The sequence below is a fragment of the Clostridium sp. AM22-11AC genome (genome assembly GCF_003473545.1).
GTDB lineage: Bacteria > Bacillota > Clostridia > Lachnospirales > Lachnospiraceae > Enterocloster.
This window is the reverse complement of the sequence record NZ_QUCM01000006.1, coordinates 175,344-196,158: the sequence shown is the minus strand read 5'-3', so window position 1 is coordinate 196,158 and position 20,815 is coordinate 175,344. Positions and strand designations below refer to the sequence as shown.

Genomic DNA, 20,815 nt, shown 5'->3' with positions numbered 1-20,815 from the left:
ACTGACAACTGGATCAAAGCTCATGTCCAGATGTTTGATTTCTTTGGCGGTGTCACACCTATGCTCGTTTCTGATAACTGTACAACCGCAGTGAATCATAAAAAGAGTGACTGGTACAACACTGCCTTAAACACAACTTATCATGAGATGGCAGAACATTACAATCTTGCCATCCTTCCAGCCAGAGTCCGGAAACCCAAGGATAAACCGAATGTAGAGGGAGCAGTAGGAAAGATATCCACATGGATAACAGCAGCCCTTCGCAATGAGCAGTTTTTCTCTCTTGCAGAATTGAATGCCTCAATCCGTGAAAAACTGGATGCCTACAATGCTCGTAAATTCCAGAAAAAGGAATGTAGCAGACTCAGTTTATTTCTTGGGGAAGAAATGCCATTACTGGCTCCGTTGCCTGCTACACCTTTTGAACTGGCTGAGTGGAAACAAGCCACCGTCCAGTTTAACTATCACATCGCAGTAGACAGAATGTTCTACTCCGTGCCTTATCAGTATATCAAAAATAAGGTTGATGTGCGTATAACAGATACAACGGTTGAAATATTTTATAATCACAATCGTATTGCCTCCCACAGACGACTCTATGGAAGAAGCGGTCAATATTCTACAGTGACAGAACATATGCCACAGGAACACCAGAAATATCTGGAATGGAATGGTGACCGATTCCGTAAGTGGGCTGATTCGATTGGAATTAACACAAGTAAGGTTGTCAATGCGATACTTACCTCCGGCAGAATTGAACAGCAATCCTACAGAAGCTGCATGGGATTATTGAAACTGGCAGAAAAACATTCGCCAGAAAAACTGGAACAGGCCTGCGCCACGGCGCTCTCTTATTCCGGTAAACCCAGCTATAAAAGTATCAAAAATCTATTGGTTGCAGCAAAGGATGAACCTGATACCGGATCAGAATCATCTCAGGCAGTAAAACCACACGGCATAACCAGAGGAGCCAGATACTATGGAGGTAAACAATCATGACAAATCAAAGTACAATCGATAAACTTATTGAAATGCGTCTGACTGCTATGGCAGATGCATTCCGTATCCAGATGGATGATCCTGCAATGAAGGAAGTTCCATTCGAAGATCGGTTCGGTATGCTTGTTGATGTCGAATATAGCAACCGCAAAAACAATCGTCTGAAAAGGCTGATCCGCCAGGCTGAGTTTGAACAGCCAGATGCCAGCATTGCAGCGATTGATTACCATTCTGGACGAAAGCTGAACAAAGCACTGATCAACCGTCTGGCAACCTGTGAATACATTACAGAATACCGGAACATCTTTATTACTGGAGCAACCGGAAGTGGTAAAACTTACATGGCCTGTGCCTTTGGCATGGAAGCATGCAAGCACTATTACTCAGTACGGTATGTACGACTTCCTGATCTATTATTGGACTTACAGGCTGCCAGGGACAATGGAACTTTCTCGACTGTCCTGAAGAAATACACCAAGCCAATAGTACTGATCCTTGATGAGTGGCTGCTTCTTAAACTGACAGAAGCTGAAGCCAGAAATCTTTTTGAACTGATACATAAAAGACGTAAAAAATCTTCAACAATCTTTTGTTCTCAGTTCCGTGAAAGTGAGTGGTACCAGCAAATCTGTGATGGTGAAAGTACTCTTGCCGATGCCATCATGGATCGCATATCGTATGATTCCTATAAGATCGATATTGAAAGTGTTGACCCAGCTAAAGATCTCTCTATGAGAGAAGTATATGGACTGGACCCAGCAATGGCAAAGTAACTTAATAAAAAAATGGGGTGGCTCCGTTAGTCCGGACAGGTGGCTCTCGCCACACCGGACTGGCGGCTCTGCCGCACCGTAATATTCACTCATTCACCAAAGAATGTACAAAAATTATTTGAAAATATTTTAAAATAGGAGAAAAAGGTATGAAAAAAATTGCTGTAATATTATTGATGAGTACAACATTTATTTTAGGTGGTTGTAATTCTTCTAAAACAAACGTAAGAGTTACTTCTACGATAGCTACTGTTACCAGACCCGAAGAGACAGAAAGCGAACCTACATCAGAAGCTGATAAGGAAATTATTGAACACAGAGAAGGATGTACATTTAGAAGTAGTATTTGGGGTGATGATACAGACACAGTAAAAAAATATGAAACCAAAATAAACTTGGAACCTACAGAGGACGGAGGACTTTTTGGAGAAACAACCGTAAGTGGATATGATGCTTATACATTTTATCGTTTTGAAAATGAAAAATTATATGAGGGTTTGTATTTATTTAATTTGAATTATACAAGTGGAGGACAATTTATAACCGCTTATAATTCATTGAAAAATTCCCTTATTCAAAAATATGGAACGCCTAGTATAGATACAATTATGCCTAATGAAAAAGAAAGCCTAATTGAACACGCCGGTCCTTCAAAAGCATTAGAATATGGATATGTTGTATATACAGCAACTTGGGAAAAAGATAATACATCAATTATGCTTACAATGTCGAGTCAAAAGTACAAAGTAGGTATGGTAATACAATATCGTGATATAAATTACAAACCAGATGTAAATAATTCTGGATTATAAATAAAAGACCTACCGTTTTTATCATTTATTTTTATGATTTAGAACGACAGGTCTTTTATTTTTGCCTAAATATATAGTATAATAAAATATATGGTTTTCTTGACCATAATCTCCTTTTTATACATATAAATCAACTTCCAATTCATTGAGAATTGTCCATCCGATTTTATATTTAATTAGGATTTAAAATTTAATAAAAGGAGCGATATTATATTTTGAAAATACCATTTTATAAAGAAAGAAAGGTACTAACAGATGAAAATAAAAAACTTATAGCTTCATGCTTTTTAAGTTCATTTTTTACAGCAATATTTAACAACGGCTTTGAATGCATTTTAAGTTTTTTAAAACATATAATATCATACTCAAGATAACCATTACGCCTCGGTATTCACAATGCCGGGGCTATTTTTATATATTTAGTCGATAACAATAGCTTAAAAATTTACTTTACGAATTGAAGGTGAAAAATCAAAAGCGTTGCAATTCTTACGAATTTTTTGTATACTGTAAATAGTCTTTAAAATCAGAGAACATATGTTCTCTGAGAACGTTTTATGGAAATGGGAGGCTATGATTTGTGGCTGATTCAGTAAAAAAACAGCAGGGAAGAACGGGTAAACCGGGAAGACCTAAGGGAAGTACGACAAAAAAAGAAACCACAGCAGGAAACAGCAGAAAACGATCCACGGCATCCGGCACAAAAAGAAGTTCCTCAAGACAGGCGCCGGAAGCGGTTTATGAAGAAGACGATTTAGGGTTTATGAGGGCAGAAGTGATCATTATCTGTTCTTTTGCCGTTGCCATCCTTTTATTTTTAAGTAACTTTGGTTTATGCGGGATCGTAGGACAGATCCTTAAGGGGATACAGTTAGGACTGTTTGGCATCCTGGGATATCTTTTACCGATCCTGATCTTTGTAGGAACCTGTTTTCATTTATCAAATCAGGGAAATATCCATGCAGCTATTAAATTAGGAGCTGTGATCGGGGCGCTGATCACTCTTTGCGGACTGTTCCAGTTGCTTTTTGGAAGGATGCCTCAGGGCGGATCTGTAATGCAGATCTATGCAGATGCTTCGAATGGAGGCGCCGGAGGCGGTCTGGTAGGCGGAGCGCTAGCTATGGCTCTTATGTTCTTTGTTGGAAGAGCAGGCGCTTATCTGGTATTTTTAGTAATCCTGATCCTGTGCATGGTATGTATAACAGGTAAATCCTTTGTTTCGGCAGTTAAGCAGGGCAGTGGACGGGCTTATCAGTATGCAAGAGAAGATATGGACCGTAGAAAAGAGATCCATGCCCAGAGAGCAGAAGAGCGTAAACTGTTAAGAGAAGAACAGAGAGTACGTGGTGTCAACTTAAATGCCACCAGACTGACGGCTGTAGATGAAGGCAGACGCCCTGTTCCGGAAGATGCAGAATACGATGAGGAAGCCTTTGAGCGGGAGTTTGGTACAAAGCAGCAGGCTGCTAAACCTGAGATGGATGAGATCCCGGAGGAAAAACCGGCAGCTACAGGAAAGAACCGGGTAGTCTATGAGGAAGAAGAGGAGATCCCTTCTCCAGCAGACGAGTTCAGGGGCAAGATCCAGATGCCATCCGGCTATGAGAAAAATAAGGATGAAAAGGATGAGACAGAGGCTCTTGCTGATGAGTTAGAACAGCAGTATGAGACGATCCACGTTCCAAAAGATCGACGGACCTTAGAGGAGATGGAGATACCGGCTCCTGATGTGATCCCTGCCGGACGGCCCACTGCCTGGGAGCAGAAAGTATCTGCTGTGTCTGAACATGCGATAAAAGAAGAGGAAGAACCCCTTCCAAAAGAAATACAGAGAGTTCCTGTTGAGGAACCGTTGTGGGATGAAGATCTTCCGGAAGAAACAGTCAGTCTGGCTGATCTGGAGGAAGAGAAAAGAGCAGCTGAGAAAGCAACGGAGACACCTATATACAACAGCGGAAAAGCTGAATATGAGGAAAAATCTCACATAAATGATGAGAAAAAACCTCAAACGCAAAGAGACTTTGAACAGTCAGAAGACTGGGAAGAGATCACAGAAGAGCCAGAGGAGTCCCCCTGGGATCCAAAACTGGATGAGAGTGTTTCTCCTGATCCACTGGCTGCTGCTTCCGGTTCCATCTATGTACCGGAGGAGAAAAAGCAGATAGTGACAGCTTCCGGAAAAGTGATCGAAGCAGAAACAGATCTGTTAAAGAAGAAGCTGGAAAGCACCCGGGCGGCAGAAGCTGCTGCATCTGTGCCAAAGGCAGATCCTTTTATGGCACCTCGATCTTCCAATGAAAAAGTACGGATCACTCCGCCTTCAGAAGAAGAGTCATCTGAGGCAGTTGCCAAAGAGATCGCAAAACAGGAAGTAGAAAAAGAATACATATTCCCGCCAACGGATCTTTTAAAGAAACCGGTGAGAAATAATAATGCCTTCTCAGAAAATGAATATAAGGCAACTGCTATTAAACTGCAGCAGACGTTACACAACTTTGGTGTCGGTGTTACGGTTACCAATATCAGCTGCGGTCCTTCTGTTACCAGATATGAATTACTGCCGGAACAGGGGGTAAAGGTAAGCAAGATCGTAGGCCTTACAGATGATATCAAGTTAAGCCTTGCAGCTGCGGATATCCGTATTGAGGCGCCGATCCCGGGAAAATCTGCGGTGGGTATTGAAGTTCCGAATAAGGAGAACAATATCGTATACTTAAGAGAACTTCTTGACTCCGACTCTTTTAAGAACCATAAATCCCGCCTTGCCTTTGCAGTAGGTAAGGATATCGGCGGACAGGTAGTTGTTACAGATATTGCCAAGATGCCACACCTTTTGATCGCAGGTGCTACCGGTTCTGGTAAATCCGTCTGTATCAATACCCTCATCATGAGTATTATCTTTAAATCCGATCCAAAGGATGTAAAGATGATCATGGTAGATCCGAAGGTAGTAGAGTTAAGTGTATACAATGGTATCCCTCATCTGCTGATCCCGGTTGTTACAGATCCGAAAAAGGCATCCGGAGCATTAAACTGGGCAGTTGCGGAGATGACAGACCGATATAAGAAGTTTGCAGAATGTAATGTAAGAGATTTAAAGGGATACAACGAAAAAGTAGACAAGCTGACGGATATTCCAGATGATAAAAAGCCAAAGAAACTGCCTCAGATCGTTATCATCATCGACGAGCTGGCAGACCTTATGATGGTTGCGCCGGGAGAGGTGGAAGACTCTATCTGCCGTCTGGCACAGTTAGCCCGTGCGGCCGGTATCCATCTGGTAATTGCAACCCAGAGACCATCTGTAAATGTCATCACCGGTCTGATCAAGGCCAATGTACCATCCAGAATTGCCTTTGCGGTTTCTTCCGGTGTAGACTCCCGTACCATTATTGATATGAACGGTGCGGAAAAACTGCTTGGAAAGGGCGATATGCTCTTTTATCCTGCAGGTTTCCCGAAACCTCAGCGTGTTCAGGGCGCCTTTGTCTCTGACGAAGAGGTAGGACGGGTAGTAGAATTTTTAACAGAACAGGGAATGACTGCCCAGTATAATGAAGATGTGATCAGCCGTGTGGCTGCGCCTTCTTCGGATGGAGGCAGTTCCTCAGCCGGACGGGATGAATATTTTGCCCAGGCTGGTAAATTTATTATTGAAAAAGACAAGGCATCCATTGGTATGCTGCAGAGAGTCTTTAAGATCGGTTTTAACCGGGCGGCCCGTATTATGGACCAGCTGGCAGAAGCCGGAGTTGTAGGCGAAGAAGAAGGAACCAAGCCGAGAAAAGTATTAATGAGCCCGGAGCAGTTTGAAGAACTGCTTGAACAGGGCAGATAATATCATTATCATATCATTATTCATCAAGGAGGAAGTACCTATGAAAACAGATATTGAGATCGCACAGGAAGCGGTAATGAAGCCAATTAAGGAAGTAGCAGCATCTTATGGTATTGGAGAGGATGATCTGGAGCTTTATGGAAAATATAAAGCAAAACTTTCAGATGAACTCTGGGAGAAAGTAAAAGGACGTCCGGACGGCAAGCTGGTCCTGGTAACAGCCATCAATCCTACACCGGCTGGTGAGGGAAAGACTACGATTACTGTAGGTCTGGGAGAAGCTCTTGGCAAGATGGGCAAAAATGCCATCATCGCCTTAAGAGAACCATCCCTTGGACCGTGCTTTGGCATCAAAGGCGGAGCAGCAGGCGGCGGCTACGCACAGGTACTTCCTATGGAAGATCTGAACCTTCATTTTACAGGTGACTTCCATGCGATCACATCTGCAAACAATCTGCTGGCAGCTCTTCTTGACAATCACATCCAGCAGGGAAATGCACTTGGCATTGATCCAAGACAGATTCTCTGGAAACGCTGCCTGGATATGAATGACCGCGTTTTAAGAAATGTAGTAGTAGGTCTTGGCGCAAAGGCTGACGGTATGGTACGTGAAGACCATTTTGTTATCACTGTTGCATCTGAGATCATGGCCATCCTCTGTCTTGCAAATGATATGGAAGACTTAAAAGACCGTCTTGGCAAGATCATCGTTGCCTACAACTTTGCAGGAGAGCCTGTAACTGCAGCAGATCTTCACGCAGTTGGTTCTATGGCAGCTCTGTTAAAGGATGCTTTAAAGCCAAATATGATCCAGACCTTAGAGCATACAGGTGCTTTAGTACACGGCGGACCATTTGCAAATATCGCTCATGGCTGTAACAGTGTACGTGCTACAAAGACAGCGTTAAAACTTTGTGATATCGTTGTTACAGAGGCTGGTTTCGGTGCTGACCTGGGTGCAGAGAAATTTATGGATATCAAGTGCCGCAAAGCAGGCATCCATCCAGATGCAGTTGTATTAGTAGCAACCGTAAGAGCATTAAAATATAATGGCGGTGTTCCAAAAGACCAGCTTTCCGAAGAAAATCTGGATGCATTAAAGAGAGGTATTGTAAACCTTGAAAAGCACATTGAAAATATCCAGAAATTTGGTGTTCCGGTAGTTGTTACCTTAAATTCTTTCATAACCGATACAGAAGCTGAGTATGCTTATATCAAGCGCTTCTGCGAGGACAGAGGCTGTGAATTTGCCTTGGCAGAAGTCTGGGCAAAGGGCGGCGAAGGCGGCATGGCCTTAGCTGAGAAGGTATTAAATACCCTGGAAAATAAGAGGGGTGACTTTAAGCCACTTTATACAGATGAGATGCCATTAAAAGATAAGATCGGAACCATTGCTTCTGAGATCTACGGAGCAGATGGCGTATCTTATGCACCGGCAGCTTCCAAGGCATTAAAGCGCATTGAAGAAATGGGCTTTGGCAATCTGCCTGTATGTATGGCAAAGACCCAGTATTCCCTGTCTGATGATCAGACAAAGCTTGGAAGACCGGCTGGCTTTACTATTAATGTAAGAGACGCCTATGTCTGTGCCGGAGCTGGCTTTGTAGTGGTTCTTACCGGTTCCATCATGACTATGCCGGGACTTCCTAAAAAACCGGCTGCAGAAGGCATTGATGTGGTAAACGGAAAGATCACCGGCCTGTTCTAAAAGTGGATCCCCCTTTTTGGGGGATCACCGGCAAATATAGCAGAAACAAGAGGTTTAAAACATGATTTTTCGTGATTGGCTGAAAGAACTTGACTATACGCTGCTTCAGGGAAGCGTAGATGTAGAAACAGAAGATGTGATCTATGATTCCAGAAAAGCAGCGCCTGGAAAGGTATTTGTAGCAATGAAAGGGATCCGGGTGGATGGACACAGTTTCATTCCCCAGGTGTTAAAAGCAGGTGTGCGTGTCCTGGTAACAGAAAGACCGGTGGAAGAAGAGCTGAAAAACAGCGGCCTCTCTGAGGAAGAATTAAAACAGGTAACAGTGGTCATGGTAGAAGAAGGCCGTCATGCCCTGGCTCTTTTATCAGCTGCCCGTTTTGACCATCCGGCTAAAAAGCTGGTAATGATCGGTGTAACAGGAACCAAGGGAAAGACCACCACTACCCATATGATCCGTGCTATTTTACTGGCTGCAGGAAAGAAAGTGGGTATGATCGGAACCACCGGTACTGTGATCGGGGATGTGGTGACCCCTACCTTAAATACCACTCCGGAGTCTTATGAACTGCACCAGGCATTTGCGCAGATGGTAGAAGCCGGCTGTGAGTATGCAGTGATGGAAGTATCCTCACAGGGTATTAAAATGCATCGTACAGATGGGCTGTATTTTAACTATGCCATCTTTACCAATATTTCCCCGGATCATATTGGACCGGGAGAACATGCGGATTTTGAGGAATATCTGTACTATAAGACCAGATTGTTAAATATGTGCGGTATTGGTCTTGTAAATAAAGATGATAAACATGCACCGCAGATCATAAAGGCAGCAAACTGTGAACTTTATACTTACAGTGAAGAAAGCAAAGAGGCTGATTTTGTGGCATCTGATATCCGCTATGTATCCCAGCCTGATTTTGTGGGAACAGAGTTCCACATTTCCGGTAAATATGATATGGAAGTAAGACTGGGTATCCCCGGTCTCTTTAATGTGGTAAATGCCCTGGCGGCTGTCAGTGTATGCAGCTTTTTGGGACTGGATCAGGCGCGGATCAGCCATGCCTTAGAAAATATCCGTGTAAATGGCCGTATGGAGATCGTCTATACCAGCGAAAGATGTACAGTTCTTGTGGATTACGCCCATAATGCAGTGAGCATGGAAAGCCTGTTATCCACACTCCGGGATTATAAGCCAAAACGTCTGGTATGCGTGTTCGGCTGCGGTGGAAACCGTTCTAAGGACCGCCGTTATTCCATGGGAGAGATCGGCGGAAAGATGGCAGATCTGAGTATCATTACAGCAGATAACTCCCGCTATGAGAAAGTAGAAGATATCATTGCGGATATCCGCGGAAGCATTGAAAAGACAGGCGGAAAGTTTATTGAGATCCCGGACCGCAGGGAAGCCATCCGCTATAGCATCCTTCATGCACAGCCGGGAGATATGGTAGCTGTCATTGGAAAGGGACATGAGGATTATCAGGAGATCAATGGTGTCCGCCATCATTTCCTGGACCGTGAAGTGATCGAAGAAACAGTAAAAGAACTGGGAGAGAAGGCATAAAGATGAAAAAGATAACAGCAAAGGCTCTTGCGCAGGCAGCAGGAGGCGTTCTGGCCCATGAGGGAAATGAGCCGGTAGCAGAGCATATCAGCCTGGATTCCAGAAAAATGGCAGGAAATGACCTGTTTGTCCCTATTATCGGCGAGCGGGCAGACGGACATGATTATATCTGCATGGCCATCGGAAATGGCGCAACCGTTGTATTTACCAGCCGTCATAAAACCGAAGAGGAAGTACAGGAAGCCATTCTTACCCAGTGTAAAGGTGACAAAGAAAAAGAGACAGCTGCAAAGGCAGCTGCCTGGATCTGCGTTCCTGATACCAGAAAAGCACTTCAGGATTTTGGAGCTTATTGCAGAAGAAACAATCCGATCCCGTTAGTTGGCATTACCGGAAGCGTAGGAAAGACAACGACCCGTGAAATGGTAGCGGCTGCTTTAAGTGCAGGTTTCCTTGTATACAAAACACCTGGAAACAGCAACAGCCAGGTAGGTGTTCCTATTACTGTTGCGGAAATTCCGGAAAATGCAGAGATCGGCGTGATCGAGCTGGGAATGAGTGAGCCGGGAGAAATGACCCGTATTGCAAATGTAGCCCAGGTAAACTGTGCGGTTATGACCAATATTGGAGTAGCCCATATTGAACAGTTAGGCTCTCAGGAAAATATTTTAAAAGAGAAACTGCATATCCAGGATGGAATGTCTGAAAAGGGAACTCTGTTCTTAAATGGAGATGATCCCCTTCTTAGAGATGTAGTTCCGGAAGGCGGCAGAAAAAAGGTTCTGTACGGACTTTCTGAAGGCTGCGATTACAGAGGCGAAGACCTGCACTTAGAAGAAGGTTATCCTGTATTTACAGCAGTTCATGGAGATGAAAAAGTACAGCTGCGTCTTCAGGTCATGGGTGTTCATATGGTACAGAATGCCCTGGCAGCTCTGGCAGTAGCAGGAGAATACGGTATTTCCATGGAAATGGCAGCAGAACCGCTGTGCCGTTTTGAAGGCTTTAAGGGACGTCAGCAGATCGTACATCTGAATGGTGTCACTGTGATCGATGACAGTTATAACGCAAGCCCGGTTTCCATGAAAGCGGGGATCGAAGTACTTGGCTCTTTGCCATGTGAAGGAAAGCGGATCGCTGTTCTTGCAGATATGAAGGAATTAGGACCGGATACTGTAAAATTCCATCAGGAGGTAGGTGCTTTCTTAAAAGAGCATCCTGCAGATCAGGTAGTTTTATATGGTGAACTGGCAAAAGAGATCGGTGCCGGTTTAAAGGCAGCCGGTGGAGATATTCCTCTGACAGAAGTAAAAAGCCTGGAAGAACTGGAACAATGGTTGGATGACCATGTAGCTTTCGGGGACTGCCTGCTGTTTAAGGGGTCCAACAGTATGGGACTTTCTAAGGCAGTAGCATATATGAAAGAAAAGTAAGCAGAATAAATATCCGTCTGCTTTTGCAGGCGTGGTTTCTAAACGCGATATTTAGGAAATATGATAGTATTATAAGGAGAAGTTATTTATCATTATGGAATTAACAAGAGAAAACTACAACGAAACAGCAAAGGAACTGCTTACATTTTTACAGAACAGCCCTTCCTGCTTCCATGCAGTGAAAAATGTAGTAGATATGCTTACAGCAGCCGGTTTTACAGAGGTGAAAGAGGAAGAAAGTTGGAAACTTGAGGCTGGCGGCCGTTATTTTGTGACCCGCAATCAGTCTTCTGTGATCGCATTTAAGGTACCGGGAAAAGATTTTAAGGGCTTTCAGATCATAGCAAGCCACAGCGATTCCCCAACCTTTAAGATCAAGGAAAATCCGGAGATGGAAGCAGCTCACTGCATCAAGTTAAATGTAGAAAAATACGGCGGCATGATCTGCGCACCATGGTTTGACAGACCATTATCCATTGCCGGAAGACTGGTAGTTTCTGAGGGAAGCCGTCTGGTATCCAAGCTGGTAAATGTAGACCGTGATCTGGTGATGATCCCAAATCTGGCCATCCATATGAACCGTCAGGTAAATGACGGCTATGCTTACAATGCACAGAAGGATATGCTTCCTGTATTTGGCAGTCTGGAAGCAAAGGGAACCTTCATGTCTCTGATCGCAGAAGCTGCAGGTGTAAAAGAAGAGGATATTTTAGGACATGATCTGTTCTTATACAACCGTCAGCCAGGAACTATCTGGGGCGCAGATGAGACCTTCCTTTCCTGTGGAAGACTGGATGACCTTCAGTGTGCCTTCTCTTCCGTAAAAGCAGTGATCGAAGGAGAAAACAGCTCCAGTATTTCTGTAGCAGCTATCTTTGACAACGAAGAAGTAGGAAGCGGTACCAAGCAGGGCGCAGACTCTACTTTCTTAAAGGATGTTTTAGAGCGGATCAACGACAGTTTAGGACGTACCAGAGAGCAGTATCTTATGGCAGTTGCTTCCAGCTTTATGATCTCTGCAGACAACGCTCATGCAGTACATCCAAACCACGCAGATGTAGCAGACCTAACCAACCGTCCGGCTATTAACGAAGGTATTGTAATTAAATACAACGCAAACCAGAAGTACACCACCGATGCTGTATCCGCAGCTGTTTTCAAAGCATTATGCAAGAAAGTACAGGTTCCGGTACAGACCTTCACCAACCGTTCTGACATTGCAGGCGGTTCCACATTGGGAAATATCTCCAATGCCCATGTTTCCTTAAATACCGTAGACATTGGACTTCCTCAGTTTGCAATGCATTCTCCTTATGAGACGGCAGGCGTGAAAGATACCTGCTATCTTATCAAGGCAGCAACCGAATTTTTCAACAGCTGTATTGTAGCTGAGGGAAATGGAAATTATAGTCTGGGTGAGTAAGAGACAACTCCTCTGTTGGGAAAGGTAAAATAGAATAAATTCAAAAAAGCAGGGCATTCTATAAATAGGAGGCCCTGTTTTTGTATGTAAATGCGCATGGCCACTTCAGCCTCTTGGGGACTACCCTGGTTCTCGCTCGGCTCCCCAGGGCTTTGCCCATCTGCGCCCGTCAGGGCGCGGCCTCACTTCTACTTGAAAAAACTTCCCTATAAGCCACATTGCGTTTGCCACCCAACTATGCTAAAATATTAACGGTTAGAAATGACTAACTAATGTGAAATGATCATGGCTAAGTCCCCCGGTATGACCTGCCGGGGGAAAACTCCGTTGCCAGAAAGGACAAAATTATGAAGCATTTGGAAATCGAAAAAGTAATCGGAAGAGAGATCATTGATTCAAGAGGTAATCCTACTGTAGAGGCAGAAGTTTATCTTACAGACGGAACGGTAGGCAGAGGAACCGCACCAAGCGGCGCATCTACAGGTGAGTTTGAAGCACTGGAGCTGCGTGACGGTGACAAGAGCCGTTTTGGCGGAAAAGGTGTTTTAAAGGCAGTTGAGAATGTAAATACCGTTATTTCACAGGTATTAAAGGGAATGGATCCTTCTGATGTTTATGCAGTAGACCGTGCTATGATCCAGGCAGACGGAACAAAAGATAAATCAAATTTAGGCGCAAACGCTATTTTAGCTGTATCTATCGCAAGTGCAAGAGCAGCAGCAAATGCACTGCAGATCCCGCTGTACCGTTTCCTTGGCGGAGCAAACGGAAACAGACTTCCACTTCCTATGATGAACATCTTAAACGGCGGCGCTCATGCAGCAAATACCGTAGATGTGCAGGAATTTATGATCATGCCGGCAGGCGCTCCAAGTTTCAAAGAAGGACTGCGCTGGTGTGCAGAAGTATTCCATGCATTAGCTGCCTTATTAAAGGAGAGAAAACTGGCAACTTCTGTTGGTGATGAGGGCGGTTTTGCACCAGACCTTGGAAGTGATGAAGAAGCCATCCAGTGCATCTTAGAGGCAGTAAAACGTGCAGGTTACGAGCCGGGAAAAGACTTCGTACTGGCAATGGATGCAGCTTCCAGTGAGTGGAAGGGCAGTGTAAAGGGCGAGTACATCCTTCCTAAGTGCGGAAAGAAGTTTACTTCCAAAGAACTGATCGCACACTGGAAAGATCTGTGTGAGAAATACCCGATCTACTCCATCGAGGATGGTCTGGATGAGGAAGACTGGGAAGGCTGGCAGTTAATGACCAAGGAACTGGGCGACAAGGTTCAGTTAGTTGGTGATGACCTGTTTGTAACCAATACAGAGCGTCTGTCCAAGGGCATCAGCCTTGGCTGCGGCAACTCCATTCTGATCAAGTTAAACCAGATCGGCAGCGTTTCCGAGACTTTAGAGGCTATTAAGATGGCTCATAAGGCTGGCTATACAGCAATCGCATCCCATCGTTCCGGTGAAACTGAGGATACCACCATTGCAGACCTGGCTGTTGCGTTAAATACCTGCCAGATCAAGACCGGTGCTCCAAGCAGAAGCGAGAGAGTTGCCAAGTACAATCAGCTGCTTCGTATTGAGGAAGAATTGGGTGCAGCTGCACAGTTCCCAGGCTTTGGCGCTTTTAATACAAAAAGATAAATACAGCCGAAACAGTATATAAACGAACTGATACAGATAGGTACTTGTTTTACAGATAAAGAGTGTGCTAGAATAAAAGCCGGACTGGCTGAAAGCCAGCAGACAAAAGATAAAAGTTGAGGTAGTTCTTATGAGTTTTTCCGGCTTATTTCAGACACAGGGAATGCTGTTTCTGCTTTTGCTCATCGGGTATATTTTCGGGAAGAAGGGACTGGCAGATGGCACAGGCAAAAATCTGCTGACTGATCTGGTGATCTATGTTACTCTTCCCGGAAGTATTATCAAATCCTTTCAGATCGAGTTTAACCACCAGATCCTGATTGCCTGTATGACCATTGCTATTGCGGGGATCGTAATACAGACAGGAAGCTCTGTTCTTGGAATGTTTCTTTATAATCACTATGGAGACAGCAAAAAGAAAGTGCTGCAGTATGCCACCATCTGTTCCAATGCGGGAATTCTGGGAAATCCTATCGCGGAAGGGATTTTCGGACAGATGGGAATGATGTATGCGTCCATTTATGTGATCCCACAGCGTATTTTTATGTGGTCTGTAGGTCTTACTTATTTTACAGAGGCACCGGATAAGAAAACGCTCTTTAAAAAAGTAGCCACACATCCATGCATCCTGTCTGTATTTATCGGATTTTTCCTGATGGTAACACAGATACAGCTGCCGGAAGTACTGAACGTGACCATAAAAAATATTGCCGGTGCAAATACATTTCTTGCAATGGCACTGGTGGGCGTGATCTTATCCAGGGTAAAAATGAAGGAACTGGTAGATCGTGATACTATCTACTATGCATTTATCCGTCTGGTATTCATACCCCTTCTGGTGTATGTTGGATGCAAACTGGCTGGTTTAGATGATCTGGTAACAGGTGTATCTGTAGTTTTAGCGGCAATGCCTGCAGCCAGCACAACAGCGATCATAGCGTCCAAATATAAAAAGGATGAGAAATTTGCTACCCGGTGCGTAGTGTCTTCCACACTGCTTTCACTGGTAACAGTACCTGTATGGTGTCTGTTTTTAGTATAATTGGATATGGAACGTGAAAAAAGCAGCGTACCTGTTAATCTTAGGAAAGATCCATAAGACTAGGTATGCTGCTTTTAGTTTATATGTTCACAATACGCATTCAGCGCAGCCATATTTATTTGCTGGCTTTTTCTATTAGATTTTTAAATAAGCCACGCATTCTTGGTTCGCTGTCCTGAAGCTCTTCCGGATGCCACTGCACCAGGATAAACTGTCCGCCATCTGTTTCCATTGCTTCGGGAATTCCATCAGCTGTATGGGCGGTAATCTTCAGACCTTTTCCAGGTTCTTTTACGCACTGGTGATGCATGGTGTTGGTATACACCGGTTCTGCACCTAAAATAGAAGCTAAATGGCTGTCAGCATCCATGGTAACCTGATGGATCAGATAATCGCGGTTCTGTTTCTGGGAATGGAGCATATGGTCCTGGTTCTTATAGGAAAGATCCTGATAAAGACTGCCACCAAAAGCTACGTTTACAAGCTGCAGTCCACGGCAGATGCCAAGGACCGGCATTTTATGCTCTAAGGCATAGTTTGCAGCATGAATCCAGAAACGGTCCATGGCAGAGTCCAAAGAACCTAAAAGGGGAGATGGATCTTCGCTGTAAAAACGTGGATCCACATCTACTCCGCCTGGGATCAGAAGTCCGTCACACATGGCAAGAACCGGATCCATATCTGCCGGATCTTTTAAAACAGGCAGAAGAATGGGGATGCCTCCTGCATTTTCCACACCTGCACAGTAAGCATGATTTACATAGTCAGCAGGCACCGGAGCCGGGCCGCCGTTATTTGACATATGGGCACCAAGGATGCCGATGATCGGTTTTTTCATTTGTATATATCCTCCTGGGTAGTATTTTTCAATGCACTGATTTATATTTTACACTTATTTTGTGAAAAATAGAAGTAATTTATAATTGACTAACCGGCTGATATGGGAATACAATATTGGTACAACAAAGGAAATTAACTGACAATATTAGTTATGAATAACTTAAGTTAGTCAATATTAATTGATTTAGGGGGCATATATATGCAGGCATTAACAGAAATAAAGCCTGGAGAGAGCTGTACCGTTAAATGGATGGTGACAGGCGCAAGGATAGCAGAATGGATGGAAAAACATAGTATTACAGAAGGGAGCCGGATCCGGGTCATACAAAACTGTATGGGGGATCTGATCATTGGAACTGAAAAGGAGAAAGTAGCGGTAGGAAGAGAGATTGCTTTTAGGATAAAGGTATAAAATTCATGTAAAGAAGAGGTAAAAGACAGGACAAAAAATGTAAGTTATTGAGAAATGTTGGAATTGACTAACTGTGGGTTGATTTGTTAGAGTATCAAATGAAAAAAATAAATTATAAAAACACCTGATAATTAAGGAGGATAAAAATATGATGTTAGATATCGGTAAAGTAAAGAAGATTGGTTTATTCGCAAGTGGTGTACTGTTCGGTACAGCTGGTGTTAAGGTTTTAGGAAGCAAGGACGCTAAGAAGTTCTACATCAACTGTCTGGCAGCTGGCCTTCGTGCTAAGGACTGCGTTATGACTACTGCAACCAACATCCAGGAGAATGCAGAAGATATCCTTGCAGAAGCTAAGGAGATCAACGAGCAGAGAAACAAGGAAGAAGTTTTCGAGGATGAGAGCCAGGCAGAAGAGTCCTTCAATGAAGAAGAAGCAGCAACCGCTGAGGCTTAATTAAAAACTAATCGGGGCCTGGGGAGAAAAACTTCCCGGGCTTTCTTTTACAGGGAGCGATATACGTATGAAATTTTCTATTAAACATGAGATTAACGGAAGAGTCCGTATCCATGTATTTCAGAGAGGCGTTATGAGCATGCGCCAGGCGGATCTGCTTCAGTACTATCTGGAAACACTTCCGGGAGTACTGAATGCGAAGGTATATGAAAGAACCGCAGACGCAGTTATTGTTTATAAAGGTGACAGAGTGGAGATCCTGGAAGGAGTCAGGACCTTTTCTTATGATAATGAGGAATTAGAGGAGATCGTACCGGTAAACAGCGGACGTGAATTAAACAGAGAGTACCAGGAAAAGCTGTTTAAGCATGTAGCTGTACGTATGGTTACAAAGACCTGTTTCCCATTCTGGCTAAGAGCAGTTTATACCACAGCAAAAGCCATCCGTTATGTATTTAAGGGTATCCGTTGTCTCTTAAAGGGCAAACTGGAAGTAGAAGTTCTGGATGCAACTGCTATTACCGTTTCTATTATAAGAAGTGACTTTAATACAGCCGGTTCTGTTATGTTCTTACTGGGAATTGGCGAGCTGTTAGAGGAATGGACCCACAAGAAGTCTGTTGGCGATCTGGCAAGAAGCATGTCCTTAAATATCGAGAAGGTATGGCAGAATGTAGATGGCACAGAAGTATTAGTTCCTGTATCCAATATTAAAGAGGGCGATCTGGTAACCGTTCATGTTGGAAATGTGATCCCGTTAGACGGTGAAGTTGTAACCGGTGAAGCTATGGTAAACCAGGCTTCCATGACCGGTGAGTCCGTTCCTGTAAAGAAGGAAGCCGGCTCTTATGTATACGCAGGAACAGCCGTAGAAGAGGGAGAGATCACTCTTAAGGTAAAACATGCAGCTGGTTCCACCCGTTTCGAGCGCATTGTACAGATGATCGAAGACTCTGAAAAGTTAAAATCTTCTGTAGAAGGAAAGGCTGCAAGCCTGGCAGATGCCTTAGTTCCGTGGAGCCTTGGCGGTACTGCTCTTACATGGCTGCTGACCCGCAACTCTACAAAGGCACTGTCTATCCTGATGGTAGACTTCTCCTGTGCATTAAAGCTTGCAATGCCATTATCTGTTCTTTCCGCTATGCGTGAGGCAAACAGCCATCACATTACTGTTAAGGGCGGAAAGTTCTTAGAGGCTGTATCTGAGGCGCACACCATCGTATTTGACAAGACCGGTACTCTTACAAAGGCAGAGCCGGTACTGGCTGATATTGTTGTGTTCAATGATATGACCAAGAATGAGATCTTAAGAATTGCTGCCTGCCTTGAGGAACATTTCCCTCACTCCATGGCAAATGCAGTTGTAAAAGAAGCAGTAAACAGAAAACTTGTCCATGAAGAAATGCATTCCAAAGTTGACTATATCGTAGCTCACGGTATTGCAACTTATGTAAATGGCGAGCGTGTTGTTATCGGAAGCCATCACTTTGTATTTGATGATGAGCAGTGTATCATCCCGGATGAGCATAAACAGGCATTTGATGAACTGCCTCCATATTATTCTCATCTGTATATGGCGATCGGCGGAAAGCTGGCAGCTGTTATCCTTATTGAGGATCCTCTTCGTGATGAGGCAAAGGATACCATTGATGCATTAAGAAGCCTTGGTATCAAGAATATTGTTATGATGACCGGCGACAGCGAGAGAACCGCAAGAGCCATTGCTGAAAAAGTTGGCGTTGACCAGTACTTCTCCGAGGTACTTCCGGAAGACAAGGCTGGCTTTGTAGAGCGCGAAAAGGCTTTAGGTCACAAGGTCATTATGATCGGTGACGGAATTAATGACTCACCTGCACTTTCTGCTGCTGACGTAGGTATCGCCATCAGTGAAGGCGCTGAGATCGCAAGAGAGATCGCAGATATTACCATTTCTGAGGAAAATCTGTACCAGCTGGTAACATTAAAGGCGATCAGCAATGGTTTAATGAAGCGTATCCATGGAAACTACCGCTTTGTGATCGGATTTAACCTGGGACTGATCCTTTTAGGTGTTGCCGGTGTGATCGCACCTGCTACCTCTGCGCTGCTGCACAATACATCTACACTGGGCATCAGCTTAAAGAGTATGACCAACCTGTTAAATGAACAGGAAAAAAGAAAAGAATATGAAGAGGCAGAGGCTTAATAAATAAAGATCTGTCTGGCAGAGACCGGAATGGAGTATTAGAAATAATACTTTGTTCCGGTCTTTTTTTGTGCCAATGATGTGCGTGCTCGCTTTTCCCGGATTTTGATCTGTATAATTTGCCTGCTGATAACACATTCTAAAGAAAAGAGGTTTGCAGAAAAGAAAGGCAGATGAATGGATATGGAGCAGAAAAAGGGAAGAGCCAGCATTTTATTTGAGCATCCACCGGTTATCAAAAGTGTAGGAACAGTGTCAGGTACCAGGGAAGGACAGGGACCTTTGGGACGCTTCTTTGACAGTGTGGAACCGGATGATAAGATGGGAATGGAAAACTGGGAAGAAGCGGAAAGTGCCATGCAGGAAAAGGCAGCAGGTCTGGCTTTGAAAAAAGGAAAGCTGACAGAGCAGGAGATGGATTATTCGTTTGCAGGAGATCTTTTAGGGCAGCTGATCGCTACATCCTTTGGTTCCGGAAGTCTGCATGTGCCATTATTTGGCCTGTATGGCGCCTGCTCTACTATGGGAGAAGCTTTAGGTCTTGGGGCAATGACCGTAAATGCAGGATACGGAAAAAATGTCCTTGCCATGGCATCCAGCCACTTTGCAACAGCAGAGAAGGAATTCCGTTTTCCTCTTGCCTATGGAAACCAGCGGCCTAAATCAGCAACCTGGACTGTAACCGGCTGCGGGGCGGCGGTAATAGGGAAACATGGGGAAAAGGGAATTGCCCAGATCGCAGGGATCACTACAGGGCAGGTAGTAGATGCCGGGGTCAGAGACTCTATGAACATGGGTGCTGCCATGGCACCGGCGGCCTTTCATACGGTAATGCAGAATTTAAAAGATCTGGAGATCACAAAAGAGCAGCTGGAAGGTGGCTGGTACGACAAGATCATTACCGGGGATCTGGGAAAAATTGGAAAACAAGCATTGGCAGATCTTTTACGGAATGAGGGTCTGGAAGCGGAAGGATTTTTAATGGACTGCGGCGTAGAAATCTATGACAACCAGAAACAGGATACCCACGCAGGAGGAAGCGGCTGTGGCTGCAGCGCCTTAGTCCTTGGGGCTTTGATCCTGCCAAATATCCAGGCTGGTATCTGGAAACGGGTACTTTTTGTCCCTACAGGAGCCCTGCTTTCTACTGTCAGCTTTAATGAAGGCCAGACCATACCGGGGATCGCCCATGGGGTGATACTGGAACGTATGGGAAAATAAAATTTTTGTACGAAGGCAAAAGATGTAAAAATAGATAGAAGTATGAAAGGCAGGATGTGAAAATGGATTATATAAGAGCATTTCTTGCAGGAGGTGTGATCTGTGCCCTGGTGCAGATCTTAATGGAAAAAACAAAAATGATGCCCGGCCGTATTATGGTCCTTTTAGTAGTATCCGGTGCGATTTTAGGTGCCATCGGTATCTACGAGCCCTTCAAAGAATGGGCCGGAGCAGGCGCCAGCGTTCCTCTCTTAGGCTTTGGAAACACCCTGTGGCAGGGGGTGAAAAAAGCGGTAGGAGAGGACGGTATCCTGGGCGCTTTTAAAGGCGGGCTTACGGCATCCTCCGGCGGTATTACCGCAGCCCTTGTGTTTGGATACCTGGCATCGCTGGTATTTAAGCCAAAGATGAAGTAAAGAGTGGATCAGATCAAAAAAACAGGGACTATTGTGTTATCAA

General features: G+C 44.3%; 15 protein-coding genes and 1 pseudogene. 15 read left to right on the top strand and 1 reads right to left on the bottom strand.

The features are described from left to right. The 10 genes and pseudogenes from DW251_RS18270 to DW251_RS08645 form a co-directional block, all read left to right on the top strand. Nucleotides 1-999 (top strand): annotated as a pseudogene (locus DW251_RS18270) (IS21 family transposase); the annotation flags it as partial. Then, on the top strand, nucleotides 996-1,772 hold the full coding sequence (istB, locus tag DW251_RS08685; protein ID WP_118213352.1) for an IS21-like element helper ATPase IstB: 777 nt from the start codon (nucleotides 996-998) through the stop codon (nucleotides 1,770-1,772). The pseudogene DW251_RS18270 and the gene istB, both read left to right, overlap by 4 nt. A 149-nt stretch (nucleotides 1,773-1,921) precedes the next feature. Further along, nucleotides 1,922-2,584 (top strand): hypothetical protein, encoded by a 663-nt coding sequence (locus DW251_RS08680; protein ID WP_118300787.1) that lies wholly within the window; start codon nucleotides 1,922-1,924, stop codon nucleotides 2,582-2,584. A gap of 580 nt (nucleotides 2,585-3,164) precedes the next feature. Further along, nucleotides 3,165-6,425, top strand: coding sequence for a DNA translocase FtsK (locus tag DW251_RS08675; protein WP_118300786.1), 3,261 nt, complete (start codon nucleotides 3,165-3,167; stop codon nucleotides 6,423-6,425). Between the two features lie 40 nt (nucleotides 6,426-6,465). Beyond that, nucleotides 6,466-8,133 (top strand): formate--tetrahydrofolate ligase, encoded by a 1,668-nt coding sequence (locus DW251_RS08670; protein WP_118300784.1) that lies wholly within the window; start codon nucleotides 6,466-6,468, stop codon nucleotides 8,131-8,133. Nucleotides 8,134-8,194: 61 nt separating this feature from the next. After that, on the top strand, nucleotides 8,195-9,700 hold the full coding sequence (locus DW251_RS08665) for a UDP-N-acetylmuramoyl-L-alanyl-D-glutamate--2,6-diaminopimelate ligase (protein ID WP_021871347.1): 1,506 nt from the start codon (nucleotides 8,195-8,197) through the stop codon (nucleotides 9,698-9,700). Nucleotides 9,701-9,702: 2 nt separating this feature from the next. Next, nucleotides 9,703-11,133 (top strand): UDP-N-acetylmuramoyl-tripeptide--D-alanyl-D-alanine ligase, encoded by a 1,431-nt coding sequence (murF, locus tag DW251_RS08660; protein ID WP_021871348.1) that lies wholly within the window; start codon nucleotides 9,703-9,705, stop codon nucleotides 11,131-11,133. Between the two features lie 94 nt (nucleotides 11,134-11,227). Beyond that, nucleotides 11,228-12,556: a M18 family aminopeptidase gene (locus tag DW251_RS08655; protein ID WP_021871349.1), complete on the top strand. Its 1,329-nt coding sequence runs from the start codon at nucleotides 11,228-11,230 to the stop codon at nucleotides 12,554-12,556. Nucleotides 12,557-12,903: 347 nt separating this feature from the next. Then, nucleotides 12,904-14,199: a phosphopyruvate hydratase gene (gene eno, locus DW251_RS08650; protein WP_021871350.1), complete on the top strand. Its 1,296-nt coding sequence runs from the start codon at nucleotides 12,904-12,906 to the stop codon at nucleotides 14,197-14,199. Nucleotides 14,200-14,329: 130 nt separating this feature from the next. Further along, the gene (locus DW251_RS08645) at nucleotides 14,330-15,241 is read left to right on the top strand and encodes an AEC family transporter (protein WP_021871351.1); all 912 of its coding nucleotides are present in this window, start codon (nucleotides 14,330-14,332) and stop codon (nucleotides 15,239-15,241) included. A 115-nt stretch (nucleotides 15,242-15,356) separates the two neighbouring features. Here DW251_RS08645 and DW251_RS08640 read toward each other — a convergent pair whose 3' ends face one another. Continuing rightward, nucleotides 15,357-16,079 (bottom strand): gamma-glutamyl-gamma-aminobutyrate hydrolase family protein, encoded by a 723-nt coding sequence (locus DW251_RS08640; protein WP_118300782.1) that lies wholly within the window; start codon nucleotides 16,077-16,079, stop codon nucleotides 15,357-15,359. Nucleotides 16,080-16,280: 201 nt separating this feature from the next. On the opposite strand from DW251_RS08640, the gene DW251_RS08635 reads away from it, so the two are divergent. The 5 genes from DW251_RS08635 (at nucleotide 16,281) to spoVAE (ending at nucleotide 20,772) form a co-directional block, all read left to right on the top strand. Then, the gene (locus tag DW251_RS08635) at nucleotides 16,281-16,493 is read left to right on the top strand and encodes a FeoA domain-containing protein (RefSeq protein ID WP_021871353.1); all 213 of its coding nucleotides are present in this window, start codon (nucleotides 16,281-16,283) and stop codon (nucleotides 16,491-16,493) included. Nucleotides 16,494-16,644: 151 nt separating this feature from the next. Then, a complete protein-coding gene (locus DW251_RS08630) occupies nucleotides 16,645-16,950 on the top strand; it encodes a DUF6110 family protein (RefSeq protein WP_118300802.1) in 306 nt (101 codons plus the stop codon). A 67-nt stretch (nucleotides 16,951-17,017) separates the two neighbouring features. After that, nucleotides 17,018-19,135 carry a heavy metal translocating P-type ATPase gene (locus DW251_RS08625; RefSeq protein WP_118300780.1) on the top strand — a complete coding sequence of 706 codons (2,118 nt, stop codon included), beginning with the start codon at nucleotides 17,018-17,020 and terminating at the stop codon, nucleotides 19,133-19,135. 183 nt (nucleotides 19,136-19,318) lie between these two features. After that, nucleotides 19,319-20,356, top strand: coding sequence for a stage V sporulation protein AD (locus DW251_RS08620; RefSeq protein WP_118300801.1), 1,038 nt, complete (start codon nucleotides 19,319-19,321; stop codon nucleotides 20,354-20,356). 62 nt (nucleotides 20,357-20,418) lie between these two features. Further along, nucleotides 20,419-20,772, top strand: a complete 354-nt coding sequence (spoVAE, locus tag DW251_RS08615) for a stage V sporulation protein AE (protein ID WP_021871357.1) — start codon at nucleotides 20,419-20,421, stop codon at nucleotides 20,770-20,772. Nucleotides 20,773-20,815: the final 43 nt, after the last annotated feature.